Here is a 26,004-nt window from a genome sequence, read left to right on the forward strand (position 1 = left end):
TATAAATATTACCAACTATTAGACTAAATCAATTAGTTTACTAGAAATATTTTGACCACCCAAAATGATGTGTCATAAGTATACAACTTTTAATTGAACCTATCTTTTTGTTTTACAACCACCCGAAATTGAATTTAAATAAGGATAATTTAATTAAATTAACATAGGGGAATAAATGAAAAAAATACTAAGTTTTATTCTAGGATCTATTTTTGCTCTTAACCTTTCAATTTCAGTTGCAAACTCTGCAGCTACTGAAGTTAGAGTTGCATACTTTCTAGAATGGCCAAGTCCAAATCTAGAGGACATGCAGAAGAAAAATTTTGCAAAAGCTCTTGGTGTACCAGTTAAGTGGACAAACTTCACAAACGGTGGAGCTATGACTGATGCAATGTTAGCAGGAGATATTGATATTTCTTACTCACAAGGTTTAGTACCTTTCATCAACGCTGTAAAATCAAATGCACCACTTAAGTTAGTGGATATTGCTATGGAATACGGAATGGGTGGAACTACTTGTGTAACATCAAATGCATCTGGAATTACAAAAGCTAACGCTACTGAATTAGAAGGTAAAAAAGTTGCTGTTCCACTAGGAACAATGGCTGAATACGTTTTTGATGAAAGTATGAAAGTTGTTGGTGCTGACAGAAGTAAAATGGATATCATTCAAATGGACCCTGAAGAAGGTGCTGCTGCATTAGTAAGTGGTGATGTTGTAATGGCATGTTTATTTGGTGGTAACTCTATTAAAGCAGCAACTGCAGTTGGTTCAAGATTATTAACTGTAGATGAAGCAAGAGCTGCTGGTATCTTAGGTATAGATATCACATCTGTTACAGATAAATTCATGAAAGAAAATCCAGGAATGCTAAGAACTTTCATCGAAGTAACTCACGAAGCAAACGACAGATACAGATCAGGTAAATCTGACATGAATGCTATGTCAAAAGCTTCTGAAATGACTGTTGCTGACATGAAAGAAACTTTAAGTGGATTTAAATTCTTAACTCCAGAAGAAACTAAAGCTTCTATGGAGAGCGGAAACCTAGATGGGTTCTTAAAAGGAATGGGAACTCCAGCTGGTAACGTAGACACAAGTTTCTTACCTTTATAATTTTAAAGGTTTAAGACTTTTTAAATAGGCGCTAATTTAAAAAATTAGTGCCTATTTTTTTTAAAAAATTTCTAATATAAGGGCGCTATGAGTGATCTTGTTTCTCAAAATCTAAATATGATTTTTAAAACTCCAAAGGGAGAAACAGTTCATGCATTAAAAGATGTTAGTTTTACATTAAAAAAAGGAGAACTACTTACTGTTCTTGGCCCATCTGGTTGTGGAAAAACAACTTTATTAAATATTACTGCTGGATTTTTAAGACCTACTTCGGGAAAAATAACTTTAAACGATAATGAAATAGATGGACCTGGTGTTGAAAGAGGAATGGTCTTTCAACAAGGTGCTTTGTTTGAATGGTTAACTGTTGCTGAAAACGTAAACTTTGGTCTTCGTATGAAAAGTGAAGATCCAGAAGTAACAGCAAAAAAAGTTGAAGAATGGTTGGATATAGTTGGGTTAAAAGGATTTGGTAACACTCCTACTTATCAATTATCAGGTGGTATGCAGCAAAGAGTTGCGCTTGCAAGATGTTTGATCAATGATCCTGATTTAATTTTAATGGATGAGCCATTAGGTGCCTTGGATGCATTAACAAGAGAAAAGATGCAGTCTTTAGTTTTAAAAATTTGGAAAGAAACTGGAAAAACAATTATTTTAATTACTCACTCTGTTGAAGAAGCTCTTTTACTTGGTGAAAGATTATATGTAATGGCACCAAGACCTGGAAGAATACATAAAGAGTACAATCTTCCATTTGCTGAAATGGGTCTTACTCAAGATTTAAGAGAAATTAAAAAAAATAAAGAATTTTCATCTACTAGAGAAGAAATTTTATCCATGATCTGGAATATGGAAGAAGAAATAATGGGGAAAGATAATTAATGTTAACCCAATTTGTAACAATACTTATTATCGTTTCTGTTATTGGGTGTGTTCTTTATGGAAGAAGATTAATCAGAACTGAAAAAGTAGATGCCGTTTTTGGTAATCCAGAAAGAGCTAAAGGTGGAACGCACTGGGTAATTGTTGGTAGTAGTGCAATTTTAATGCTCTGGCTTTATTATTCATGGGATATAGCAAAAGGTTTTTATCCAAAATCAGCAAATGAATTATGTCAGGTTGCTAAAATTAATGAGTCTTTATTAGGCTTAAAATATCAATTCCCTATAGAAGAAAGAGAATTCAAAAGTACGTCCATAATTAAAATCGAAAATAAAAATCTTGTCAAAATTGCAAATGAAATAAAGGGATCTCCAGATCTAAATGATCAACAAAAAACAATTCTTGTAAGCTACATTGATAGAACTTCTAAATTAATTCCACTGTTAACAAGTGAAGAGTTAATGGAAATGGATACCAAAATTAAACTTCAAGAAATAACAGAGGAAATAAAACTTCTAAGTTCAAACTTCCAAAAGAAAGATTATCCTTTTGAGACAGATGCTCAAAAAACTGAAAGGCAAAAACTTATTGATGAACAAGGTGGTTGGGGAATTACCACAATTGACTCTGGAAGTGGTTCTATTGAAAATACAATTGAAATACCAACTGCACCACAAACTAACAAAGGTTTAAAATTTCATGCAGCTGCAGCAGAATTAAAAAAAATTGACGATAAATTTTTTAAATTAAAAAACCATAACCCACCTTTCAAAAGTTCAATTAAACAACTTAAAGATGACATTAAAGCTTACAGAAAAGGTTTAGATGATAGTGAAGAAATAGCATCTGACTATGCAAAAAATATTGTTAAAATTGCAAGAAGAATAGAGTTTGCAAGTATCTACCCTCCTAATGCATTAAATGAAATGCAAGCAGCAATCATAGAATTTGATGAGTTACAAAATAAAGAACAGGCTGGATTAAGATTAATCGATATACTTTTATTTCCTGCCGGTACAATTGTAGCAAGTGGACCTACTTGTTCAGAGCAAGGTTCTGGTAGATGGCTACCTAAACCATCTGATACATTTAATAAGTTTGTATTGATGTCTAAACCAAGTGTTGGATACAAAAATGTTCCTCTTTTATGGATTGAAATGGTTGATGTTAGTAAAATGATTGGCTTCGTTTTACCAGATTGGATAGCTGATATTTTACCTGGTGAGTATCCAGTTCATACAAAAGATGGAATAGTTAAAGAGAACTTTAAAAGCAATGTTTTAAAAGTTGTTACTGGTGACTTTAAATTATTCAAAGTTCCTGTTCCATACGGGCATATCTGGGACTCTTTTATGAGGGTATTTTTAGGATTAGTGTTTGGAATTATCATTGGTGTTCCATTAGGATTATTTATGGGTCTTAATAGATTTGCAAAAGGTTTCTTTGATCCATTAATTGAACTTTACAGACCGGTTCCCCCACTTGCTTGGGCTCCATTAATTATTTCTGTACTTGGAATTGATAACTCTGGAAAAATATTTTTATTATTTATGGTCTCTTTATCTATTATGATTATTTCAGCAAGAGCTGGAGCATCAGGAACTCAATTATCAAAAATTCATGCCGCTCACTCATTAGGAGCTACAAAAAAACAAATATTAAGATATGTAATTTTCCCAAATTCTCTTCCAGAAATTTTAACTGGAATAAGAGTTGCGGTTGGTATGTGCTGGGGAACATTGGTTGCAGCAGAATTTTTAGCTGGAACAACTGGTATTGGTTTCGTTGAAAACGTTGCTAAAAAATACTTCCAATACGAAGTTATTTGGATAACAATATTTATAATGGGACTTCTTGGTTTATTGTTCGATGTAACTTTAAGAAAGATAATTGATAAAACTATTCCATGGCGTGGAAAAGGATAAATGAAAACTCCTTTATTAAAAAAACAAGTAATTAAAATTTTTCAAAAGTATGGTTTAAGTAAAGAACATGCTTTAATTTCAGCTAATGCATTAATCAATGCAGAACTGGTTGGTGCTTATGGTCATGGTTTATCTAGGCTCAAAATGTATTGTGATCGAATTTCCAAAAAAGTAATTAATCCAAAACCAAAAATAAAAATTAAAAAAATTTCATCTTCTATCTCACATATTGATGCAAACAATAGTATTGGATTTGTTGCTGCTGATCTTGGAATAAAAACTGCAATCAAAAATGCTCAAAAAACTGGTATTGGAATGGTTGCGGTAAAAAATAGTGGTCACTATGGTTTATCAGGTTATTACGCAGAACAAGCGGTTAAGAAAAATTTAATAGCAATGATTTATACAAATGCTCCCCCAGCAGTAGCTCCTCATGGTGCGTTAAAAACTTTATTTGGAACTAATCCAATTTGTTTTGGAACCCCTACTGGTTCTAAAATTCCTTTTATTTTAGATACATCAATCTCAATGATTAACAGAGGCAAAATTAGAGTTGCAGCAAGAAACAATCAAACAATTCCTGCAGGTGTGGCATTAGATAAATTTGGAAAACCAACTACTGATGCTAAAAAAGCATTAGCAGGAGTTCAATTACCTATTGCTGGTTTTAGAGGTTCGGGACTTGCTTGGATGGTTGATATTTTAAGTGGTGTACTAACTGGAGGAAATCATGCTGGTCGAGTTAAAGACCCTTTTGATGATTTTTCAGGACCGCAAAATATTGGACATTTGTTTATAACTTTTAAAGCAAACTTATTTCAAAAAAATTATAATCAAAGAATTAAAGATAATATTAAAACAATTAAAAAACTTCCTAAAATCAAAGGTGTTAAAGAAATAATGTATCCAGGACAAAACAAATTTAATCGTTACAAACAAAATCTTAAAAAAGAAATAAATATTCCAGATATTATTAAAAAAGATTTAGAAATTCTAAGTAACTAAAATTTAAGAAGCTTTCCTTAAAATATAAATGAAAATAAATCCTGTTATATACATCACCATTGCATAAGCAGCCGTTGGTATTATGTAAGTAATTTCATTAAAAATTTGAGTTGCAACAAATACTGCTAAAGTTCCATTTTGAAGACCACACTCTAAAGAAATACATTTTCTCTGAGCAACACCAGTTGCAAAAGCTTTAGCTATATAAAATGCTAAGATCATCATCACAATATTTAAAATTAAAACTGCTATTCCAGCTTGAGCTAAATAATTAAAAATATTTTCTCTTTCCTCAATCCATATTGCTGCAAACACAATAACAAATAATAAACTAGTGGTTCTATTGACGATGTTTATATTTGAAGAGATAAAATTTTCTGCAAATCCTCTTATAACCATTCCTATAATCACTGGAACAGTTACAACTAAAGCCATTTTTAATGCAATCCCAGTCATAGTAATATCTGTAGACATTTCAGTAACCCCTAGCATTCCAGCTGAGGTAAAAACTATAAATGGAACTGAAATAATACTAATTAAACTTCCAACAGCTGTTAAGGAAATTGATAAAGCTACATCTCCATCTGCAAACTTTGTAAGAACATTTGATGTAACACCTCCTGGTGCTGCAGCTATAATCATTAAACCTAAGGCTATTTCAATTGGTAATCTTAAAATCAAAACTAATATGTAAGCTACAATTGGTAAAAGAATTAATTGGCAAGTTATTCCAATTAAAAAATCTTTTGGATTTCTAATTACTCTTGTAAAATCTTTAATAGATAAACCAAGTCCAAGACCTAACATAATTAAAGCTAGAGCAATTGGAGCAATTTTTGTAACTATTTCCATATCTACAATTATTAAAATTATATCATGTTAACAAATTTAATAACTAAAATAAAAATTAAACCTGAGGGTGAATTGCTCAATAAAACTAGTGACTTTTATTTCTAATTATTATTTAGTTTCAAAAACTAACTTAAAGAGGAAATTATGAAAAATCTAATTAAGATAGCTTCTATCGTCCTTCTTTTTTCATTAACAATGTTTGGCTTAACAAATAAAGCTTCTGCTGCAAAATTAACTTTATATTGCAGCGTTGAAATTGATGTTTGTGAAATGCTTGAACAAGCTTATGAAAAAGAAACAGGCACAAAAGTTGCTATGACAAGAGCAAGTAGTGGAGAAACTTTTGCAAAAATTAAAGCAGAAGCTTCTAATCCAAAAGGTGATGTTTGGTTTGGTGGAACAGGTGATCCACACTTAACAGCTGCTCAGGAAAATTTAACTGAAAAATATAAATCAAAACACTTTGATGATTTATTGCCAGCAGCACAAAACCAAGCAAAAAATGCTGACTATAAATCTGTAGGGATTTATGTTGGTGCATTAGGTTTTGGATACAACAAAGATCTTTTAGCAAAAAAAGGTCTTCCAGCTCCTAAATCATGGATGGACTTAACAAAACCTATTTACAAAGGTGAAATCCAAGTAGCTAATCCAAATTCATCTGGAACTGCTTACACAACTTTAGCTACAATTCTTCAAATTTTTGGAGAAGATAAAGGTTGGGATTACATGAAGAAACTTCATGCAAATATAAACACTTATACTAAATCTGGTTCTGCTCCAATTAAAGCTACTGGAAGAGGTGAAAACTTAATTGGTATTTGTTTCCAACACGATGGTGTGAAACAAACTAAGAAAGGTTTACCTGTAGTAACTGTTTCTCCTGAAGAAGGAACTGGTTATGAAGTTGGATCAATGAGTATTATTGCTGGTGCAAGAAATATGAAGGAAGCTAAAAAGTTTTATGACTGGGCATTAAGTCCTGCAATACAAACTATGGTGTTCACTTCAGGAAAATCTTTGCAAGTACCATCTAATACTAAAGCAAAAGCTGATCCTGATGCTCCAGATTTATCAACTATAAACTTGATTGATTACAATTTTAAAGTTTATGGAGATAAAGCAACAAGAGCGAGTCTGTTATCTAAGTGGGATAAAGACGTATCTGTAATTCCTAGATAATTTTAGGAATTAATGAGAGGGCTCGTCATTTGCTGGATACTAATTGGTGGAACAGGTTTCTTTCTCTTTCCATGGTATGTAACAGGTGACGGGTTTTTCTCAATCAATTGGATTTTAGAGTATTCTTTAGAAGATTACGGATCTGCCCTACCTCAAGTTTTTATAAATAAAAAATATTGGTTATTCCCATTAATCTTTCCATTATTTTTACCCTTAACTACAATTAAATTAAATCAAACCAATCCTCTGTATTCAAAAATATTTTTATACTCAGGTTTATTTGGTTTCTTTTATTTTTTCTTACAAGGTTTTGCTGTTGGGATCAGAGGGTGGAATTATGAAATATTCCAATCAATTTTTGGAGATGTAGAAAATCAATATGGAATGGGTTCAGGTGCAGTACTAACATGTTGTGCTTTTATATTTTATATTACTCATGGTCTTGCATCTCGTGGCTGGTTAAATGGAGATAATTTTATTGTAGGAAGTATTGGAAGTATAATTATTTTAGTATCAACATTTGTATTTTTTCCAATTTTTAGAATGTTTGGTGTTGCCTTTAAAGGTACAGAAGGTGGTTACGAAATAAGTAATTTTTCAGAAAAGATTTTTAACAAAGGGATATGGGGATTAGATTGTTTATACAGTGATTATGCTTGTGGTGTTTTTTGGAATACTATTACCATGGGTACACTTACTGCTTTTTCGTCAACAATTTTAGGTTTAGGTTTTGCTCTTTTAATAGCAAGAACCAGTTTTAAATTTAAAAAAACAGTAAGAATATTATCTGTTTTACCAATTATTACTCCTCCATTTGTAATTGGTTTAGCTATCATAATTTTATTTGGAAGAACTGGTGTTGTTAGTTCATTTCTTGAATGGGGATTTGATATCGAACCTTCAAGATGGATTTATGGCTTACCAGGGATTTGGTTTGCACAAACACTTGCTTTCACACCAATTGCATTCTTAGTTTTAATTGGCGTTGTTGAAAGTGTCAGTCCATCAATGGAAGAAGCTTCACAGACATTGAGAGCTTCTAAGTGGCAAGTCTTTAAAACTGTTACTTTACCTTTAATGAGACCAGGAATTGCAAACGCATTTTTACTTGGGTTTATTGAAAGTTTAGCTGACTTTGGAAACCCTTTAGTGCTTGGAGCTGAATATGATGTTTTGTCTACTGAAATATTTTTTGCAATTGTAGGTGCACAATATGATGAAACTAAAGCGGCAATACTTGCAATGATTTTACTATCTGTTGTCTTGGTTGTTTTTTATCTTCAAAATCAGTGGTTAGGAAAAAAATCTTATATTTCAATTTCAGGTAAAGGGGATAGCGGTGTTCACCCTGAACTACCAAATAAAACAAAATGGGTAATTTATTCAACAGTGCTTCCATGGGCTTTACTAACTTTTATTATCTACGTCATGATTATGTTTGGTGGATTTGTAGAGATGTGGGGCATTGACCATAGCTTTACTTTAAAACATTACATTGAAGCCTTTAGTGTTGAATGGGTAGAAGACAGAGGCTTCTTGTGGACAGGAACTGCATGGAACTCATTTAATACAACATTTACAATTGCTTTGATTTCATCTTTACCAACTGCTGCAATAGGAATTTTAACTGCGTATCTTTTAACAAGACATAGATTTAAAGGTAAAAATGCTTTCGAATTTGGTACCATGTTAAGTTTTGCAATACCTGGTAGTGTTATTGGTGTTAGTTATGTTTTTGCTTTTAACGTTCCACCTTTAGAGCTAACAGGTACAGGAATAATTTTAGTAATTGCATTTGTATTTAGAAATATGCCAGTTGGGGTCAGAGCCGGAATAGCTGCCATGAATCAACTCGATCCTCATTTAGATGAAGCTTCTTCAACTTTAAATGCATCAAGTGCTCAAACTTTTAGAAATATAATTCTTCCATTGCTTAAACCAGCAATTACTGCTTCATTAGTATTTAGTTTTGTAAGAGCAATGACAGCAATTAGTGCTGTTATATTCTTGGTCAGTGCAAATTACGACCTAGCAGTATCTTATATTTTAGGAAGATTAGAAAATAATGACTATGGTTTAGCGATAGTATATTCATCTGCTTTAATTGTAGTAATGTTGTTTACAATTATGTTAATGCAATTAATAATAGGAAAACGTAAACTAGGAAGAAGAGATCAAAACTCATCAATTTTACAGGGAATTTAGATAATGAAAAAAGCTGAAGTAAAGTTTGAAAATATTACAAAGAAATTTAACGAAACTATAGCTGTTGATAATGTTAGTTGTAAATTTGAAGCTGGAACTTTAACAACCTTACTTGGTCCTTCTGGATGTGGAAAAACAACTTCACTGAGGATTATTGCAGGTCTTGAAAGAGCTACAAGTGGAAAAATTTTAGTTGATGATGAGGACGTAACATTACTACCTGCAACAGATAGAGATGTATCTATGGTATTTCAATCTTACGCTTTATTTCCACACATGAGTGTATTGGAAAATGTTTCTTATGGCTTAAAAATGATCAATGTAAATAAAGAGGAATACGTTCAAAAATCATTAGAAACATTAAAACTAGTAAATCTTGAGGGATATGAAAATAGAATGCCTTCAGAATTATCTGGGGGACAACAACAAAGAGTTGCTGTTGCAAGAGCGATTGTGTTGGAGCCAAAAGTACTTCTATTTGATGAGCCTCTTTCAAACTTGGATGCAAAATTAAGAAGACAGGTGAGAGAAGATATTAGGGAAATCCAACAAAAGTTGGGGGTAACAACTATTTACGTAACACATGATCAAGAAGAAGCTTTGGCTATTTCAGACAAAGTAATTGTAATGAACAATGCAGTAATTGCTCAAGAAGGTAGTCCAAAAGATCTTTATAATTTTCCTAGAAACAAATTTGTTGCAAACTTTATTGGTGATGCAAATGTTGTGAAAGCTGAGGTAATAAATAAAAATTCAAATTCATTTGATATCAAAATAGCTGAAATGAATATCAAAATTCAAAGTAACAACGAGTTAAATGGAGATATTTCTGTTGCATTAAGACCAGAAAAAATATCAATTGATAGAAATAAAGGTGATAACTATATTCATGCGACTGTAAATAATGCATCTTTTGTGGGCAGTAGTTATCAATATATTTTAAATTCTAAAGTTGGTAAATTGTATGTTGTATCTGGTGATACAAATGACATTTTTAAAGTTGGTGAAGAAGTTTTCTTGAGTATAAATGAGCAAGAAGTAAAAATTCTTAACGACTAATATTATGCTTTCAAATAAAGAAATTATCTGTCCAAATAAACTATTAGATATAGCTCATAGTAAAAAAGGAGTAAGAGCTGCAGTTGTAAATGCTGGTAAACCCTTACCCATGTTATCTGTTCAAGATGCTGTAAATGAAAATTTAATTGAACCAGTTTTTATTGGTCATGAAGTTGAAATACAAAAATGTGCTGAAGATCTTGGTTGGGATATATCAAAATACGAACTTATTCATGAGCCAGTTGAAAACAATACAGCAAAAATTGCAGCTAAACTTGCAAGTGAGGGTAAAGTTAAAATAATTGTTAAAGGACATATTCATACCGATGTACTTATGAAAGAAGTATTAAAACGAGAATACAATTTATTAGGCAAAACTAGATTAAGTCATATCTGGCATATGACTATTGGAAAAGATGATAAGTCATTAATAATAACTGATGGTGCTTTAAATGTTTTACCAAATGTTAAAACCAAAATGCATATTTTAAAAAATGTAATAAATTTTTCAAATCGAATAGGAATTGAAAGACCAAAAGTTTCTGTATTGTCTGCAACAGAAGAAGTTTTAGAAAGCGTACCAAGTTCAATTGAAGCAGCTGAAATATCAAAACTTGCAAAAGAAGAAAATTTAAACGCAGATGTATTTGGACCTTTGGCATTTGATAATAGTATTTCAAAAAAATCTGCTGGTATTAAAGGTATTAAAAATTTAGTTGCTGGAGAAGCAGATGTATTATTGGTTCCAAGCGTTGAAACTGGAAATGCTCTTGTTAAAATGATGATTTATTTTATGGGTGCATGTGCTGCAGGAGTTGTAGTAGGAGGAAAAGTTCCAGTTGTAATAACAAGTAGATCTGATGAAGCGCAAGCAAGATTAGCATCTATAGCTGCGGCAGTAGTGGCTTTGGACTAAATGATTAATTGAATTTTATAAAAAATTAACTTAAAAAACTTAAAATTTTAAAAGGAGAGAAATGGCAATTACATACTTAAAAAAATCACCAAAAACATCATCAACTGATGATACAAAAACAAGAGAAATAGTTGAAAATATTCTTAAAGATATTGAGACAAGTAAAGAAGAAGGTTGTAAAGAACTTTCTAAAAAATTTGATAAGTATGAGGGTGAAGTAGTTATCTCTAAAGAAAAAATAGAAGATATTAAAAAGAATTTAGATCAAAAAACAAAAGATGATGTCCAGTTTGCTCATGAAAGAGTGAGAAAATTTGCTGAAGCTCAATTAAAAAATTATGGTCAAGATTTTGAAGTTGAATTATCTGAAGGTTTGTATGCAGGTCAAAGGTTAATTCCTGTTAATACAGCCGGATGCTATGTACCTGCTGGAAGATATGCTCACATTGCATCTGCAGTAATGAGTGTAACAACTGCTAAAGTTGCTGGAGTTAAAAATATTTTAGTATGCAGTTCTCCAAAACCTGGTGTTGGGGTTCATCCAACTATTGTTTACACAGCTGATCTTTGTGGTGCAGATGTAATTATGAACCTTGGTGGTGTTCAAGCAATTGCTGCAATGACAAATGGTTTATTTGGAAATGCACCTGCTGATATATTGGTAGGTCCAGGTAACCAATTTGTTGCTGAAGCTAAAAGAATTTTATTTGGTAAAGTAGGTATTGATTTATTTGCAGGTCCAACAGAAATTGGAATTATTGCTGATGAAAACGCAGATCCAGAAATTGTTGCAGTAGATTTAGTTGGTCAAGCAGAACATGGATACAATTCACCAGCTTGGCTTTATACAACAAGTAAAGAATTAGCAGAAAAGGTAATTAAAAGAGTGCCTGAACTTATTGCTGATCTTCCTGAGTTACCAAGAACTAATGCTGAAGCTGCTTGGAGAGATTACGGAGAAGTTGTTCTTTGTGATACAGACGAGGAAATGGCTACAATTAGTGATGAGTATGCTCCTGAACACTTGGAAGTTCAAACTAAAAACTTAGAGTGGTTCCACAAAAGATTAAAAAATTATGGCTCTTTATTTATTGGTGAAGAAACAACTGTTGCTTATGGTGATAAATGTTCAGGAACAAATCATATTCTTCCAACTAAAGGTGCTGGAAGATATACGGGTGGTTTGTTTGTTGGTAAATTTATCAAAACTTTAAGTTTCCAAAGAATGACTAAAGAATCTACTGAACTTGTTGGAGCGGCTGCTGCTAGACTTTCAAGATATGAAGGAATGGAAGCTCATGCTAGAACTGGTGATGTTAGATTGAAAAAATACGGTTATTAAACAATTTATTAATAAGATTTAAAATGAAAAAATTTGAAGAAGTAATGAGCGTCAGCAATGAAATTGAAAACATTACTGCTGAAGAAGCTAAAAAGAAATTAAACGATCCTAACGTTCAATTTATTGATGTTAGAGATAAAGAAAGTTTTTCTAAAGGTACTATTGGAAATGCAATGCATTTAGATAGAGGTTTGCTAGAATTTTATTTAGCTGAAGGAAGTCCTATTGAAAACGATACTTTTAAAAATAATCCTGACAAAGAATATGTTGTTTTTTGTGGACTAGGTGGACAAGGAACCCTTGCTACAAAAACAATGAAAGAAATGGGAATTAAGAACGTTAAAAATATTACAGGCGGTATGTCTGAGTGGGATAAGTTAAAAGATTAGTCCTTAATTAAATCTAAAACATCAATACCTATTTGCTTAAGTATATGTATTAAGTCTATAGGTACCCAGTTTTCTCTAATTTTACCTTCGTGGTGATGATAAAAATCCATAACTCTCATAGTTACCTTTTGATTATCAGATTTGTATCCTAACCAATCATCTGACCCATAAACTGCTTGTATACTATGCCAGCCAGCAGTCATTGAAAAGTTTCCATCACCAAGTTCACAGTAGTGTCCCAGTTTCCAATAATTTCTTTCTTTAAAAGTTTTTCTAAATGGTAACTGATGATTATCAACAAATCCTTCTAGGTTTCTTCCAGTACCTATTCCACTTGGCCCATACCATATCATTTTATCATGCCAAAATTCACTTTGTGGATGATTAATTAATTTTTCTTTTAATTCTTCATCTGAATTGGTTTCCAACTCTGGCTTTATATTCAAGCTTCTTTGCATCGTTAAAGATTGGTCTAAACTTGCTTCAGAAACTTTCATATCTTTTTCAAAATAATTTACACCATCGGTATTAATTGGATTTAACCAATTTCCCTCTGATCCTCTTGAAGGTTTGATTGGGTTTTTTCCTGTTTGAAATATCAAATCTAATAAATCAATTAAGATATAACTCTCTACAATTTTATCATTTTTCAATTCATGGACTTCGCAGCATTTAAGATTTACCATTTTATTAATTGGCTTTATCCCAAAAATAGGTTTTTTGAATGTGCCTGAAAGCATAGATACTGATCCAACTTGAACTTTATCTCTAAATGTACCTCCAATGACTACTTGTTCTCTCCTCTCAATGTCAGGAAAAGCTTCAAATAGAGGTAGCCAAAATTTTTCTTTAAAATTATTTGCACTTTCAAATTCATTAACAGGGTGAAAACAATTAACTTTTACATCTTTATCAAAATAATTTTCTATATTTTGATCTAATTTAGATATTCCACCTTCTATAATTGTTTTTAAGTAGCCTCTTACTTTTGTTTTATTATTGAAATTTTCTTCAGGTGTAATTTCTAATTTTTTTACACCTTGCTGTTCTTTTAAACCTGTATCAAATTGTTGTATTGGCATTTATAATAATTTAAGTAGGGTTAATATCATAATTCAATTAAAAAAACATATGGAAAATAGGTTAGCAAAGTTTAATGAGCTGGTTCCAAGCACCCTACCCTTTGTGGAAGGAAAACTTGAAGGGCATAAAGAAAGAAAAAATTATTCTATAGTTGGACCTGGTGTAGCTGAAGATAGCAAACAATTTATAAAAATTGCTATGCCTCATAGTTTTAATTTAGGCGCTGTGTCAGCACTTCCCCAAAATGGTTCGGGCCTACATAGTCATACAACTGCAGAAGTATTTGTTATTTATTCTGGTAGATGGAGATTTTATTGGGGAGCAGAAGGAAAAGATGAAACAATTTTGAATGCTGGTGACATAATTTCAATGCCAACAAATATGTTTAGAGCATTTGAAAACGCTGGTGATGAAGAAGGATTAATTTTTGTTGTTTTAGGTGGAGATGATCCTGGAATTATAACTTGGGTTCCAAGTGTTTTAGAAAAAGCAAAAAAAACTGGTATGGCACTATTAAATGATAATTCATTAATTGATTTATCTATTAATCAAATTCCAGACGGAAAAACAATTCTCGAGCCTATTTCTCAAGAGGAAATAAAAAAATTTGATAACTATAAATTGGATCAACTAGAAAAGTTTATTTGTAAAAGTAATGAAAATTCAAAATATGAAAATAAATTAAATGAGAATATTAATTTAATTCAAATTCTTGGAAACAAATTTGAAAAAAAAGAATTCTCACCAGTTATAAATCAAGATACAGGATTTAATCTTTCGATCTTAAAATCTAGTAAGGGTCATATAACCAATTTAAAATTTGAAAAACCTACAATAATGTTCTCAAGAACTGGAAAATGGGAAATAATGATTGATGATTTTCAGTGTGTTTTAAATGCTAAAGACACAATTTCTATTCCAATTAATTCGAACGTTAATATTAAAATAGATGAAAAAGAGGAATGTTACTTAAATTGTGTAACTCAAATCTAATGAAAGGTTTTGATCCTAAATATAAAAACTTTCCTGATTACATACTAAAAATAACTAAACAAATTTGGGAAAATAAAGATGTTGAGTCTATTGCTCATTTTTATAGTGATAATATCCCAGTTAGATCACCCTTTGGTGTCACCTATGGAAACAAACCTGTAATTGATGCTACTTATGCAACATTAAAAGAATTTCCTAACAGACAATTGCTTGGTGAAGATGTGATTTGGAATGGGAATGATGATATTGGTTATCATTCATCTCATAGAATTTTAAGCAAAGGAACACATCTTGGTGATGGTTCGTATGGCAAACCAACTGGTAAAGATATTTATTACAGAGTAATTGCTGATTGTGCATGCAAAAACAATCAAGTCTATGATGAATGGATTGTTCGTGATCAAGGTGCAATGGTAAGACAAATAGGATTTACACCTAAAGATTTTGCTCAAATGCTTATAGATAAAGAAGGTGGTGTTGATAAAGCAAAACAATTGTTTAATTCAAACTCTGAGATGAATTCAGATTACAAACAAGGCATTGTACCTGATAATTCTGCTGGAGGTAAATACTCCAAAACATTAAAAAATATCTTTAAAGATGATTATGATTTTTCTGATTATGCAAGAGCTGCAACTATATTTTGGCCTGGAAACAAAATTGGACATGGGAGAGAGGATATAATCAAATTTTGGAATTCTTTAAAAAATACTTTGAGTGATATGAAGTTTTCTGTTGAGCACATTGGTTATTTGGAAGAAAAAGATAAAAATCCTAAAGCATCAATAAGATGGTTTCTAGAAGGTAAACATTCTAAAGACACTGAAGAATTTGGAGAAAAATCAAATCAAAATATTTTTATAATGGGTATAAACCATGCAGAAATAATTGATGGAAATGTTATAAGAGAATGGGTTTTGTTTGATGAGGTTGCAATTTGGAAACAAATTTTAATGAAATAAATTATGAGTAAAATTAAAACAACACATGTAGGAAGTTTACCAAGATCTAATGAATTATCCGATCTTTTATTTAAGAAAGATCAAAAAGAAAAAATAGATTTAAATCAATTTGATGAAATTGTTCAAAGAGATGTAAATGAAATTGTTAAAAAACAATTAGATGTTGGGATTGACTATATTAGTGATGGTGAAATGTCTAAGATTAGCTATGCAACTTATGTTAAAGATAGAATTGATGGCTTTTCAGGAGAGAGTGAAAGAAAAGCACCAAAAGATTTAGATGACTTTCCATCTTTTAAAGAAAGAATTGCAAGAACAGGCGGTACTCCTACTTACACAAGACCTTGTTGTACAAGTGAATTAAAAATTAAAGATAAAACTTCCCTAACAAAAGATATAAATAATTTTAAACAAGCTTTAAAAAAAAATAATCATAAAGATGCGTTCATGAATGCTGCTTCTCCAGGAGTTATTTCAGCTTTCTTGCCCAACAAATTTTATAAAAATGATGATGAATATTTAGAAAATTTATCTAACCTGATGAAAGATGAATATGAAGAAATTACATCAAATGGATTAAAACTTCAGTTAGATTGTCCAGATTTAGCACTTGCAAGACACATGACTTTTAAGGATTTGTCTGAAAAAGAATTTTTAATCAGAGCAGAAAAACAAATAGAGTGTTTAAACAACGCCATTAGTAATATTGATAGCTCTAAAATAAGAATGCACATTTGCTGGGGTAATTATGAGGGACCTCATTTACATGACATTGCACTAGAAAAAATTATGCCAATAGCTTTAAAGGCTAATATACAAACCTACTTAATTGAGTCGTCAAATCCAAGACATTCTCATGAGTGGCAAATTTTTGAAAATTTAAAAATTCCAAAAGATAAAATAATTGCTCCTGGAGTTATCGACTCAACCACAAACTTTGTCGAACATCCCGAGGTTGTAAAAAATAGAATTTTAACTTATTCAAAAGTCGTTGAGAAAGATCAGCTGGTAGCAGGAACAGATTGTGGTTTTAGCACCTTTGCTGGCTTTGGAAATGTTGATGAAAATATTGTTTATAAGAAGCTAGAGTCTTTGGTGCATGGCGCAGAACTTGCGTCAAAAGTGATTTAATTTCCTCTTTAATTTAAACTTCGTAATAGATATAGTTTTTGAACTTAAATTATAATTTAACAATAAATATAAAGAGAGAAAACATATGAGAAAAATACTAGTTACTTTATTGTTTTTACTTTTTGGAACTTCTGCTTATGCAGATTGTAACATCAAAAGTGGTTCAATAAATATTTTGGCTAATGATTTTCCTGCATTAAGAACTTTCGTTGAAACTTCTAAACAATGTAAAGGAAGTGCAGATTTTAAAGTGACTCATTCATCTGAGCACAATAAAATCGCAGTGCCAGCTCTTACTGCAAATCCATCTGAATTTTCAGCTAGAATTGCAGCAAACAGTTCAATCGTTCCTTTAATGAACCAAGACTTAATAAGACCTTTAGATGATCTTGTTAAAAAATATGGAAAAGGAATTCAAGACTCTCAATTGATCACAATTGATGGAAAAGTTATGGCTGTAGCATTTATGGCTAACACACAACACTTATACTATAGAGAAGATGTTTTAAAAGATCTTGGTATAGCTGTTCCAAAAACATATGAAGAGGTAGTTGCTGCTTCTGAAAAAATTAGAGCTTCAGGAAAAATGCAATATCCATATGCTGCTGCTTACAAAGCAGGTTGGAACTTAGCTGAGGAATTTGTGAACATGTACATTGGTCATGGTGGTGAATTCTTTAAGTCTGGAAGTGCAGAACCAAATGTAAATAACGCAAAAGGTGTAGCTACTTTAAACATGCTTAAAAAATTATCTGAATTAAGTAACCCAGATTATTTAACACATGATAGTGAAGCTATTAAAGTCGAATGGGAAGCAGGAAATGTTGCATTAATGACATTGTGGGCTTCTAGATCAGGTACACTTTTAGATGATGAAGGTGATGCTAATATTACTAAGGCTACAAAACTAACAGGTCCAGCTACTGTTGCTGGTGGAAATATCCCAGCTGCAACTTTATGGTGGGATGGTTTCACACTTGCAAAAAATAGACCTGATGCTGATGCTGAAGCAACATTTAGAGCTTTAGCGCACGCTGCATCAAATAAGAAAATGGTTGCTGATGCTGCTGACCAAGCTGTTTGGTTAGTAGAAGGATTTGTTCCAGGACCAAAATCTATTGGTGTAATTGAAGCTGTAAAAATGGGTGCAAAACCATATCCAATGTTACCACAAATGGGTTTAATGCATGGTGCATTAGGAAGTGAGATTGTTGAGTTTTTACAAGGTAAAGAGTCAGCTGAACAAGCATTGAAAGATGTTGAAGCTGCTTACACTAGTAAAGCTAAAGAACAAGGCTTTCTATAAAATCTAATCTTTAAGTGGGGACTTGATCCCCACTTAACTAAAATTTTCATGCCTAATAAAACTTTTTTTTGGTTTTTTTTACCGACAGGATTAGCAATGGTCCTATTTATTGGGCTTCCTATCATTTCTACAGGAGTTCAATCTTTTTACTCTCAGCATGATCAAGTAGTTAAAGAAGTTAAAAAATGTGATCCATTTGGCTGTACTGTTTCAATTGTAGTCGATAATGAAGCAACTACTAAAATAAGAGAAGCAAAACCTCTTGGAAAATTTAATGGTTTTGGGACGTATATAGATAGAAACCATTTAGCAACAGAAGAAATAAAAAAATTTTGGAATGAAACAGAAACTTTTGGTGAATTTGTTGATCAAGTAACCAATCTACCATTTTACAAAGCACTAATATTTACATTAACTTATTGTATATTTGTAACTCCAAATGTCTTGTTGTTAGGTTTTATTATAGCTTTGAGCTTAAACGCAATCTCAAGAAAAATTAGAGGTCCTTTAATTTTTGGTACTATTTTACCAATGATTGTAACTCCACTAGTTGGATCTTTAGTATTATTTTGGATGATAGACTCTCAAGGAATAATTGGTGCTAATATTCAAAATTTAATGAATGATCCATATTTGTCTTTGAAATCCTCTAAAACTCTAACTTGGATAACAATTATTATATATGGAATTTGGCATCACTCCCCTTTTGCATTTGTAGTTTTCTATGCTGCGCTTCAAACAGTTCCTCAAGAACCAATTGAAGCTGCAATTATTGATGGTGCTTCTAGATTTCAGAGAATTAAACATATAGTGCTCCCTCATATTTACCCGGTAGTAACATTTGTTGCCTTAATATCATTGATGGACAATTTTAGAGTATTTGAACCGATTATAGGTTTTAGTGCTGAAGGAAGCGCTCAATCTCTTTCATGGTTAATTTACGACAACTTAGTTAATGAAGAAGTAATTTTATTTGGTTCAGCAGCAGCAACATCGATGATGACAATCATCGGAATAGCTATTTTGCTTGCCCCTGTATTAGTTAGAACATGGAAAGAATTTAAAACTGCGAGATAAATATGGATTACGGTTTAGATAAAAAATCAAATACTTTAAAAACATTTAATACCATATTTATTATTTCTTGGCTGTTAGTTGCGTGCTTTCCATTCATCTGGACTTTTTGGGGATCATTTAAAGTAAGAGCAGACTTTTTCTCAAGGTCAGACTGGTGGTATGCTGTTTCAGCTTTCAATACCTTAATTGAAACTGGAGCAAAATTTACAACAAATGCTTATCATGAGGCATGGTTTGAGGGAGAATTTTGGAAAGCTTCCAAAAATACCATTATCGTTACTGTGTTTGTGGTTAGTATTTCTTTATTTTTAGGAACTTTAGGAGCTTACGCCCTTTCTAGATCAACTGAGAAATATGCATTTTGGATTTTGATGGCAGCTTTAATCTTTAGAGCTATGCCACATATAACTTTAGTATCCGGTTATCTATTTCCATTTTTTGAATTACAAATATGGGGAATACTGCCAACAACTATTGTCGTTTTGGTAGCTATTAATCAACCATTTACTTTATGGTTACTGTATTCATTCTTTAAAACAATTCCAAAAGAACTTGATGAAAGTGCGTTGATTGATGGATGTTCATATTTTCAAGCATTTAGACATATTATAATGCCAGTGATGTGGCCTGGAGTTATTACTGCTGGATTATTTAGTTTAATGCTTGCTTACAATGATTTCACAGTAACGGCTTTACTTCTAAATCAAGAAAATCATACGATGGTTCCTAAGATACAAAGTTATTTAGGGACTAACCAACATGAGGGTAATCTAATGTGGGCAGTTTCAGCAGTAGTTTCTGCAACGGCACCATTGTTTATGTTGGTAATGTTCTTCCAAAGACAAGTTATCAGTGGTTTAACTACTGGAGCTGTAAAAGGTTGAAGAAATATTACAAAGGTTTGCTATTCGGTTCCATTGGAACACTTGTTGAAACATCTGAAATTCAGAGAAAATCCTTTAATGAAGCTTTTAAAAAAAAACAATTGGATTGGTATTGGGCTAAAAAGGAATATATCAAACTACTAAACAAATCAGGAGGTAGCGATAGAATATCAGAATATGCAAAATCAAAAGGCATTAAAGTTAATGCGAAGCAATTAAGAGATTTAAAAACTAAACTGTTCAACAATTACTTAAAGAAAAATCATTTAAAATTAAGACCAGGTGTTAAAAATTTAATTAGACTTTGTAATAAAGAAAAAATAAAATTAGCTTTTGTAACCTCTACCTCAAAAAATAATATTAATTCTATTCTTTTCTCATTAAGAAAATCAATTAGTCAAAAAAATTTAAGTTTTATTGGAAATTCAGAGTTGGTAAAAAATTTAAAACCAAATCCAGATATATATCTCCTTGCATTAAAAAAACTTAATTTAAAACCTAAGGACTGTTTAGCTATTGAAGACTCTCAAGAAAGTTTAAATTCTGCAGTTAATGCAAAAATTAAATGTATAATTTTTCCAGGAAAGTTTCATTTAAATAAAAAATTTAAGAACGCTTTTAAAAAATTAGAGAAATTAAATAAAAATATTATTCTGAAATAAAATCATTTACCAGATTATTAAATCTATCTGGTTCTTCTAAATGAACATTGTGACTGCAATTTTCAAATATTTCTAGTCGACTATTCTTAATATTTTTATTTAACGTATCGACCTGTTCAAAATTATAGGAGATATCTTTATCACCCCATATAATTAGAGTGTCATTTTTAATATTTTTTAAATTATCAATACCTCTCCAATTTTTCATTGCGAGTAAAGCATTGTCAGCAGTTTCTAATGAAACATTTTTTACAGCATTAGCACATAAATAATAATTTTTATCTTTATCTCCTTTAACAAACCATTTAGGAGGAACTCTTGAAAATGATACTTCAGCACCTTCTTTCTTAAGTTTCTCTCTTGTTTGATCCATAGTTTCAAATCTACCTGGAATATCTCCAATAGATCCTGTTGCAAAACAGATTAATTTATTAACTCTATCACCAATTAATTTTGTTATTTCTTGAACAATCATTCCACCCATTGAATGTCCAATCAAATTAAATTTATCAATTTTTTTCTCATCTAAAATTTGAATTATTTTTAAAGCCATCGCATTAATTGAATTTAATGATTGTGCATTATGACTTTCACCAAAACCAGGAAGTGCTGGAGCAATAACTCTAAAATTTTTTGAAAAGTAATCTTTTTGAAAGCACCACATCTCTGAAGAACCGAGATATCCATGGACTAAAACAAATGGAAAACCCTCACCTTTATCATCTACAAAAATATTACTCATAAAAGCTTAATTATCATTTCCTTTAAAATAAACAAAACTAAAAAACTCATAAAAGCTACGATGAAAATATTTATTACCTGCCATATTTTTTTGTCATTGGCATACTTAGATAAATAATTTGATAAATATCCCAAAGTAAAGAAAAACAAAAATGAAGCAAAAGACGCTCCTATCCCAAAAGCCAATTTTTGGTTTAACAAGTAATTCTTAGAGAAATTTCCAAGAATAAAAACTGTATCAGAGTAAACATGTGGATTTAAATATGTGAACCCTAAAGTTTTTAAGAAAATATTTATCTTTGATATTGCATTAATATTACTTTGAAAATTAACTTCTTTATAATGAGTTTTTATTTTTGAATATATAAAATGAATTAAAAAAACCACCAAAACAAGATTGAAAATAAATTCTACTAATGAATTAAAAAATTGGTTAAAAAAATGAAATAAAAAAATTCCAACAAAAATTAATATCAAATCTGAAACAGAGCAAACTAAACAAACTAGAAATACATGCTGTTTTTTTAAACCTTGTTCAATTACGAAAATATTTTGAGCACCAATTGCTAAAATTAAACTTAGGCCAGTAAAAAAACCTAACAGTGCGTATTCCATTGATTTTGCTTAAACTCTTTTTCTACCTTGAACAACTCTATCAAGAATAAGAGCTACAAATAATATCGCAACACCCGCTAAAATACCTTGACCTACATTAGCGTATTGAAGTGCCTCGAGTACATCTTGGCCTAATCCTTTAGCGCCAATTAATGAAGCTACAACTACCATCGCTAAACTTAACATTACTGTTTGGTTAACTCCTGCTAATATAGAAGGAGTTGCTAATGGTAAATCTACTTTTCTAAGCAAATACCATTTAGAAGCACCATAAGCGATTGCAGCCTCTCTAATTGTTTCAGGCACTCCTCTTAAACCAAGAACAGTTAATCTAACCACAGGTGTTCCACCAAATATCATTGTAATAATAACTGCAGCAACCTTTCCTGTTCCAAAAAATGCTATAACAGGAATCATAAATACGAAAGCAGGCATTGTTTGCATAAAATCCATAATTGGTCTGATCATTGAATAAAATCTTTGACGCCTTGCACAAAAAATTCCAAGTGGAATACCAATTACAATACTTAATACAGCTGCTGTTCCTAAAAGAGCTAGTGTTGTCATAGCTTTAACCCAGAAACCTAAAAATCCCATGTAACATAAAAATCCTGCTGAATATATTGCGGCTCTAGGTCCTGCCGCTAATCCAGTTAAGGTTACAATGGTTGTAATAATTACTATCCAAGGAGTTTTTACAAAAAGTAACTCTAAGAAATCTAGTACTGATCTAATACCTATGGTTATAGCTGTAAATAAAGCATCTCCTTTTAGTACTGCATAATCGAAGATCGTTTCTACCCATTTTATTGATGTTAACCTAATATCTGGATGGGTTGGAAAGTCATCCATTAATGTAATGACACCAGGAAAACTATAATGCACTACAGAAAAAAACATAATAACTGCAGCAAACATTGTGCTGGAAACAAAGTTCTTCACTTGCATTCCAGGTTTTAGAGTTTTGTCTGATAACCATTCTGAATATCTTTTTTCTAATATTGAGTTTGCTAGTATTCCTTGAACAATTTTAATTACTATTAATAATCCAATACCAAAAATTGTAATCCAAATAGCTGAAGCTTCAATTCTTGCTACTTCATCTATGTAGCCTTGCATAGCATCTTCTAGTGATTTGATATTTCTTTTATATACATCAACTTTATCTGGATTATTTGTTATAGCTGCTTCTAACTGTTTATTTCTAAAAGCGATTGTTGACTCAACTTGTTTGATTTTTTCTACAGCTTCTTTAGTAATATTACCAAACAAACCTCTTATTATTTGAACAACAGAAAAAGTTTCAATAATTAAAAAGGCCAAAGCCCAATTCCAAATATTTCTCATTCCAAACCAAATTGGTCCTAGAATTCCAGCATACAAATTAAATGAAAATGAAAATGAAGGTTTGCTACCAATTTTTTGAAATTCTTTAATATAATATTCAGGATTAGATTTTACAAAATCTGTAATTAATTCAGACCTAGAAGGATTATGTATTTGTTTATTCTCCATCCCCACCCTCAACGACTGCTTTTAAAAGATCTGATTGTGTTAAAACACCTACTTTATTTTTATTGTTGTCTAGAACAATTAGTGGCCCATCGTTAGATTTTGACAATTCAATAAGCTTACTTAATAATTCATTTTCTCCAACACTTTGCGTACTTTCATTTAATTTTCCATTAGCATTCTCATAACTCTCAATAGATTGCATAATTGTTTTTGCTTGAACAACTTTAAGTCTTGAAATTCCTTTTACAAAGTCAGCAACATACTCATCTGCAGGACTTACAACTATTTCTTCAGGTGTACCTATTTGGATTACTTTTCCATCTCTCATAATTGCAATTCTGTGTCCTACTCTTACTGCTTCATCTAAATCATGAGTAATAAATACTGTGGTTTTTTTCATTTGTTTTGAAAGTTTGATGAATTCAGCTTGAAGCTGTCTTCTAATCAGTGGATCTAATGCACTAAAAGGCTCGTCCATTAATAGAAATTCAGGATCAGCTGCTAGTGCTCTTGCAAGACCTACCCTTTGTTGCATTCCTCCAGATAGTTCGTGAGCAAACTTATTGCCCCAACCTTGTAATTCTACAATTTCTAAAATTTTATTTGCAGCATCTAATCTGTCATTTTTACTTACACCTCTTATCTCAAGCGGCATTGCAATATTATCTACAACTGATCTATGAGGCATAAGCGCAAAGTTTTGAAAAACCATCCCTATTTTTTTATTTCTTAATTCTTGAAGGTTTTCTCTATCTAAGGTCATTACATCCTGACCATTAATTAAAATTTTTCCTGATGTTGGTTCTAAAAGTCTATTAATATGTCTTACTAATGTAGACTTTCCACTTCCAGAAAGCCCCATAACACAGAATATTTCACCTTGTTTAACATCAAACGAAACATCTGAAACTCCAATAACTGAGTTGTAATTTTCTAAAGCTTCTGTTTTTGAAATTTTTTTATTTTGGATTGCATCTAATGCTTCTTTAGAAGTATTTCCAAATACTTTCCAAACATTTTGAATTTGTATTGCTGAACCCGATGAATCCATTTTTGTCTTTTATTATAGGAAAATATACTCGGCAATCTTAAATTGCCGAGTATAGATTTTGATTTAGATTATAGTCCTAACCAACCGTCTACAGTTGATTTATTTGCTTCCATCCAAGCTCTTGCGACATCAGCTGGATCTTTTTTCTCAACTGAAACTGAATAAGCCATTGCAGAAACATCATCAGCTGTTAATTGAAAATTCTTAAAGAATTCTACAATTGCTGGTGATTGACTCTCTAAAGAAGTAGCCCAACCGATTTGGATTTGCTTAAGAGCATCTTTTGATGCAACATAAGATTTCTTGTACCAGTCAGCATCTGCTTTGGGTTGAATCATTTTATATTTTGCAGGATCATATTTTGGTTCTGTTAACATCACTACGTCAGCCATTCCCCAAATTGCATGAGGTTTGTAACAATAGAATGCATAACCTTCACCTTTTTTGATTGAGTCTAGTACTCTTGCATTTTTCACTGCTTCAGCAGCTCTAACTGCTTCGATACCAGCATCATATAAACCATAGTCTCTTAATTTAACTTGGTTAACATTTGCAGAAGCCCAACCATCAGCACCAATCCAAAACTCACCTTTACCATTTCCATCGCTGTCCATTGCTTTAACAACTTCTGGTCTTGCTAAGTCTTCAATTGCTGTAATATTCATTTTTTTTGCAAACTGTTGAGAAACACAGTAACCTTGGTTTCCTTCATATGGTTTGCTACTTAATTTTAAAGTTCCTTTTGGAACTAAATCATTAGTGTAAGCTTCTTGGTTTGGTAACCAGATATCAGGGTGAACATCGATTTCACCTTTTCCTCTATCAATCGCTGCATAAATTGCAGTATTGTTTCCAGGAACTAGTTCTGCTTCCCCACCCATTTTGTCTATAACTACTGCAGCAAGTAAATTTGCAATTGCAGTTGCACCTGTCCAACCTGGATCTCCAATTTTAACTTTTTCTGCGTTTGCAGAGAAAATTGATAAAATTGAAATTAATCCAGCTACAAGTGTAGATTTGATTATTTTCATTATCTCTCCTTAATTATTTATAAATAAAGTCTAACGCGAATTGAGATAATGTGTCAAAGAAAATAAAGATATAAAA

General features: G+C 31.5%; 24 protein-coding genes. 17 read left to right on the top strand and 7 right to left on the bottom strand.

The window, feature by feature from the left end:
- Positions 1 to 175 precede the first annotated feature (175 nt).
- The 4 genes from ACTTAR_RS02175 to ACTTAR_RS02190 all read left to right on the top strand — a co-directional run bounded on the left by ACTTAR_RS02175 (position 176) and on the right by ACTTAR_RS02190 (position 4,932).
- Complete coding sequence (locus ACTTAR_RS02175) at positions 176 to 1,117, top strand: ABC transporter substrate-binding protein (RefSeq protein WP_440614218.1); 942 nt, start codon at positions 176 to 178, stop codon at positions 1,115 to 1,117.
- An 87-nt stretch (positions 1,118 to 1,204) separates the two neighbouring features.
- The gene (locus ACTTAR_RS02180; protein WP_262590519.1) at positions 1,205 to 2,002 is read left to right on the top strand and encodes an ABC transporter ATP-binding protein; all 798 of its coding nucleotides are present in this window, start codon (positions 1,205 to 1,207) and stop codon (positions 2,000 to 2,002) included.
- Positions 2,002 to 3,927, top strand: a complete 1,926-nt coding sequence (locus ACTTAR_RS02185; RefSeq protein ID WP_440697589.1) for an ABC transporter permease subunit — start codon at positions 2,002 to 2,004, stop codon at positions 3,925 to 3,927. The genes ACTTAR_RS02180 and ACTTAR_RS02185 overlap by 1 nt, the downstream gene beginning before the upstream one ends.
- Complete coding sequence (locus ACTTAR_RS02190; RefSeq protein ID WP_440697590.1) at positions 3,928 to 4,932, top strand: Ldh family oxidoreductase; 1,005 nt, start codon at positions 3,928 to 3,930, stop codon at positions 4,930 to 4,932. It abuts the gene before it with no gap.
- Between the two features lie 3 nt (positions 4,933 to 4,935).
- Here the strand turns inward: ACTTAR_RS02190 and ACTTAR_RS02195 are convergent, their stop codons facing one another.
- On the bottom strand, positions 4,936 to 5,784 hold the full coding sequence (locus tag ACTTAR_RS02195; protein WP_440697591.1) for a bile acid:sodium symporter family protein: 849 nt from the start codon (positions 5,782 to 5,784) through the stop codon (positions 4,936 to 4,938).
- Between the two features lie 144 nt (positions 5,785 to 5,928).
- Here ACTTAR_RS02195 and ACTTAR_RS02200 point away from each other — a divergent pair, with 144 nt between their 5' ends.
- From ACTTAR_RS02200 to ACTTAR_RS02225, 6 genes are all read left to right on the top strand, one after another.
- Positions 5,929 to 6,966: an ABC transporter substrate-binding protein gene (locus ACTTAR_RS02200; RefSeq protein WP_440676440.1), complete on the top strand. Its 1,038-nt coding sequence runs from the start codon at positions 5,929 to 5,931 to the stop codon at positions 6,964 to 6,966.
- Between the two features lie 12 nt (positions 6,967 to 6,978).
- Complete coding sequence (locus ACTTAR_RS02205; RefSeq protein WP_440697592.1) at positions 6,979 to 9,171, top strand: ABC transporter permease; 2,193 nt, start codon at positions 6,979 to 6,981, stop codon at positions 9,169 to 9,171.
- Between the two features lie 3 nt (positions 9,172 to 9,174).
- Complete coding sequence (locus tag ACTTAR_RS02210) at positions 9,175 to 10,230, top strand: ABC transporter ATP-binding protein (protein ID WP_440697593.1); 1,056 nt, start codon at positions 9,175 to 9,177, stop codon at positions 10,228 to 10,230.
- A gap of 4 nt (positions 10,231 to 10,234) precedes the next feature.
- Positions 10,235 to 11,146 carry a bifunctional enoyl-CoA hydratase/phosphate acetyltransferase gene (locus ACTTAR_RS02215; RefSeq protein WP_440697594.1) on the top strand — a complete coding sequence of 304 codons (912 nt, stop codon included), beginning with the start codon at positions 10,235 to 10,237 and terminating at the stop codon, positions 11,144 to 11,146.
- A 61-nt stretch (positions 11,147 to 11,207) separates the two neighbouring features.
- Positions 11,208 to 12,488, top strand: coding sequence for a histidinol dehydrogenase (gene hisD, locus ACTTAR_RS02220; RefSeq protein ID WP_440680476.1), 1,281 nt, complete (start codon positions 11,208 to 11,210; stop codon positions 12,486 to 12,488).
- A 23-nt stretch (positions 12,489 to 12,511) separates the two neighbouring features.
- Positions 12,512 to 12,877, top strand: a complete 366-nt coding sequence (locus ACTTAR_RS02225; protein ID WP_075505893.1) for a rhodanese-like domain-containing protein — start codon at positions 12,512 to 12,514, stop codon at positions 12,875 to 12,877.
- Here ACTTAR_RS02225 and ACTTAR_RS02230 read toward each other — a convergent pair.
- Positions 12,874 to 13,959 carry an ester cyclase gene (locus tag ACTTAR_RS02230; protein WP_440697596.1) on the bottom strand — a complete coding sequence of 362 codons (1,086 nt, stop codon included), beginning with the start codon at positions 13,957 to 13,959 and terminating at the stop codon, positions 12,874 to 12,876. The genes ACTTAR_RS02225 and ACTTAR_RS02230 overlap by 4 nt on opposite strands.
- A gap of 49 nt (positions 13,960 to 14,008) precedes the next feature.
- On the opposite strand from ACTTAR_RS02230, the gene ACTTAR_RS02235 reads away from it, so the two are divergent.
- The 7 genes from ACTTAR_RS02235 to ACTTAR_RS02265 all read left to right on the top strand — a co-directional run bounded on the left by ACTTAR_RS02235 (position 14,009) and on the right by ACTTAR_RS02265 (position 20,975).
- On the top strand, positions 14,009 to 14,953 hold the full coding sequence (locus ACTTAR_RS02235) for a cupin domain-containing protein (RefSeq protein ID WP_440680478.1): 945 nt from the start codon (positions 14,009 to 14,011) through the stop codon (positions 14,951 to 14,953).
- Positions 14,923 to 15,915, top strand: coding sequence for an ester cyclase (locus ACTTAR_RS02240; RefSeq protein ID WP_440697597.1), 993 nt, complete (start codon positions 14,923 to 14,925; stop codon positions 15,913 to 15,915). Before ACTTAR_RS02235 ends, ACTTAR_RS02240 begins: the two co-directional genes overlap by 31 nt.
- A 3-nt stretch (positions 15,916 to 15,918) precedes the next feature.
- Complete coding sequence (locus tag ACTTAR_RS02245; protein WP_440680480.1) at positions 15,919 to 17,046, top strand: cobalamin-independent methionine synthase II family protein; 1,128 nt, start codon at positions 15,919 to 15,921, stop codon at positions 17,044 to 17,046.
- An 85-nt stretch (positions 17,047 to 17,131) separates the two neighbouring features.
- Positions 17,132 to 18,352 (top strand): ABC transporter substrate-binding protein, encoded by a 1,221-nt coding sequence (locus ACTTAR_RS02250; protein WP_262590503.1) that lies wholly within the window; start codon positions 17,132 to 17,134, stop codon positions 18,350 to 18,352.
- A 48-nt stretch (positions 18,353 to 18,400) separates the two neighbouring features.
- Entirely contained in the window at positions 18,401 to 19,429 is a 1,029-nt protein-coding gene (locus ACTTAR_RS02255; RefSeq protein ID WP_440697599.1) for a carbohydrate ABC transporter permease, read from the top strand.
- A 2-nt stretch (positions 19,430 to 19,431) separates the two neighbouring features.
- Positions 19,432 to 20,313 carry a carbohydrate ABC transporter permease gene (locus ACTTAR_RS02260; protein ID WP_440680481.1) on the top strand — a complete coding sequence of 294 codons (882 nt, stop codon included), beginning with the start codon at positions 19,432 to 19,434 and terminating at the stop codon, positions 20,311 to 20,313.
- Positions 20,310 to 20,975: an HAD-IA family hydrolase gene (locus ACTTAR_RS02265; protein WP_440697600.1), complete on the top strand. Its 666-nt coding sequence runs from the start codon at positions 20,310 to 20,312 to the stop codon at positions 20,973 to 20,975. The genes ACTTAR_RS02260 and ACTTAR_RS02265 overlap by 4 nt, the downstream gene beginning before the upstream one ends.
- On the opposite strand, the gene ACTTAR_RS02270 is transcribed toward ACTTAR_RS02265, so the two are convergent.
- The 5 genes from ACTTAR_RS02270 to ACTTAR_RS02290 all read right to left on the bottom strand — a co-directional run bounded on the left by ACTTAR_RS02270 (position 20,962) and on the right by ACTTAR_RS02290 (position 25,928).
- Complete coding sequence (locus tag ACTTAR_RS02270; RefSeq protein WP_440697601.1) at positions 20,962 to 21,717, bottom strand: alpha/beta fold hydrolase; 756 nt, start codon at positions 21,715 to 21,717, stop codon at positions 20,962 to 20,964. The genes ACTTAR_RS02265 and ACTTAR_RS02270 overlap by 14 nt on opposite strands.
- Positions 21,714 to 22,331: a LysE/ArgO family amino acid transporter gene (locus ACTTAR_RS02275; protein WP_440680484.1), complete on the bottom strand. Its 618-nt coding sequence runs from the start codon at positions 22,329 to 22,331 to the stop codon at positions 21,714 to 21,716. The genes ACTTAR_RS02270 and ACTTAR_RS02275 overlap by 4 nt, the downstream gene beginning before the upstream one ends.
- 9 nt (positions 22,332 to 22,340) lie before the next feature.
- Entirely contained in the window at positions 22,341 to 23,846 is a 1,506-nt protein-coding gene (locus ACTTAR_RS02280) for an ABC transporter permease (RefSeq protein ID WP_440680485.1), read from the bottom strand.
- Positions 23,836 to 24,897: a quaternary amine ABC transporter ATP-binding protein gene (locus ACTTAR_RS02285; RefSeq protein ID WP_440697602.1), complete on the bottom strand. Its 1,062-nt coding sequence runs from the start codon at positions 24,895 to 24,897 to the stop codon at positions 23,836 to 23,838. The genes ACTTAR_RS02280 and ACTTAR_RS02285 overlap by 11 nt, the downstream gene beginning before the upstream one ends.
- A 68-nt stretch (positions 24,898 to 24,965) precedes the next feature.
- Positions 24,966 to 25,928, bottom strand: a complete 963-nt coding sequence (locus tag ACTTAR_RS02290; RefSeq protein ID WP_428079851.1) for a glycine betaine ABC transporter substrate-binding protein — start codon at positions 25,926 to 25,928, stop codon at positions 24,966 to 24,968.
- Positions 25,929 to 26,004: the final 76 nt, after the last annotated feature.

This window comes from Candidatus Pelagibacter sp. HIMB1709 (assembly GCF_052047635.1).
Taxonomy (GTDB): domain Bacteria; phylum Pseudomonadota; class Alphaproteobacteria; order Pelagibacterales; family Pelagibacteraceae; genus Pelagibacter.

Bases quoted from the DNA above. Each gene is read 5' to 3' on its own strand.
- ACTTAR_RS02215 (WP_440697594.1), top strand. From the start codon at position 10,235: ATGCTTTCAAATAAAGAAATTATCTGTCCAAATAAACTATTAGATATA.
- ACTTAR_RS02250 (WP_262590503.1), top strand. From the start codon at position 17,132: ATGAGAAAAATACTAGTTACTTTATTGTTTTTACTTTTTGGAACTTCT.
- ACTTAR_RS02260 (WP_440680481.1), top strand. From the start codon at position 19,432: ATGGATTACGGTTTAGATAAAAAATCAAATACTTTAAAAACATTTAAT.
- ACTTAR_RS02240 (WP_440697597.1), top strand. From the start codon at position 14,923: ATGTTACTTAAATTGTGTAACTCAAATCTAATGAAAGGTTTTGATCCT.
- ACTTAR_RS02245 (WP_440680480.1), top strand. From the start codon at position 15,919: ATGAGTAAAATTAAAACAACACATGTAGGAAGTTTACCAAGATCTAAT.
- hisD (WP_440680476.1), top strand. From the start codon at position 11,208: ATGGCAATTACATACTTAAAAAAATCACCAAAAACATCATCAACTGAT.
- ACTTAR_RS02255 (WP_440697599.1), top strand. From the start codon at position 18,401: ATGCCTAATAAAACTTTTTTTTGGTTTTTTTTACCGACAGGATTAGCA.
- ACTTAR_RS02175 (WP_440614218.1), top strand. From the start codon at position 176: ATGAAAAAAATACTAAGTTTTATTCTAGGATCTATTTTTGCTCTTAAC.
- ACTTAR_RS02280 (WP_440680485.1), bottom strand. From the start codon at position 23,846: ATGGAGAATAAACAAATACATAATCCTTCTAGGTCTGAATTAATTACA.
- ACTTAR_RS02290 (WP_428079851.1), bottom strand. From the start codon at position 25,928: ATGAAAATAATCAAATCTACACTTGTAGCTGGATTAATTTCAATTTTA.
- ACTTAR_RS02275 (WP_440680484.1), bottom strand. From the start codon at position 22,331: ATGGAATACGCACTGTTAGGTTTTTTTACTGGCCTAAGTTTAATTTTA.
- ACTTAR_RS02230 (WP_440697596.1), bottom strand. From the start codon at position 13,959: ATGCCAATACAACAATTTGATACAGGTTTAAAAGAACAGCAAGGTGTA.
- ACTTAR_RS02285 (WP_440697602.1), bottom strand. From the start codon at position 24,897: ATGGATTCATCGGGTTCAGCAATACAAATTCAAAATGTTTGGAAAGTA.
- ACTTAR_RS02205 (WP_440697592.1), top strand. From the start codon at position 6,979: ATGAGAGGGCTCGTCATTTGCTGGATACTAATTGGTGGAACAGGTTTC.
- ACTTAR_RS02180 (WP_262590519.1), top strand. From the start codon at position 1,205: ATGAGTGATCTTGTTTCTCAAAATCTAAATATGATTTTTAAAACTCCA.
- ACTTAR_RS02270 (WP_440697601.1), bottom strand. From the start codon at position 21,717: ATGAGTAATATTTTTGTAGATGATAAAGGTGAGGGTTTTCCATTTGTT.
- ACTTAR_RS02200 (WP_440676440.1), top strand. From the start codon at position 5,929: ATGAAAAATCTAATTAAGATAGCTTCTATCGTCCTTCTTTTTTCATTA.
- ACTTAR_RS02185 (WP_440697589.1), top strand. From the start codon at position 2,002: ATGTTAACCCAATTTGTAACAATACTTATTATCGTTTCTGTTATTGGG.
- ACTTAR_RS02225 (WP_075505893.1), top strand. From the start codon at position 12,512: ATGAAAAAATTTGAAGAAGTAATGAGCGTCAGCAATGAAATTGAAAAC.
- ACTTAR_RS02190 (WP_440697590.1), top strand. From the start codon at position 3,928: ATGAAAACTCCTTTATTAAAAAAACAAGTAATTAAAATTTTTCAAAAG.
- ACTTAR_RS02210 (WP_440697593.1), top strand. From the start codon at position 9,175: ATGAAAAAAGCTGAAGTAAAGTTTGAAAATATTACAAAGAAATTTAAC.
- ACTTAR_RS02195 (WP_440697591.1), bottom strand. From the start codon at position 5,784: ATGGAAATAGTTACAAAAATTGCTCCAATTGCTCTAGCTTTAATTATG.
- ACTTAR_RS02235 (WP_440680478.1), top strand. From the start codon at position 14,009: ATGGAAAATAGGTTAGCAAAGTTTAATGAGCTGGTTCCAAGCACCCTA.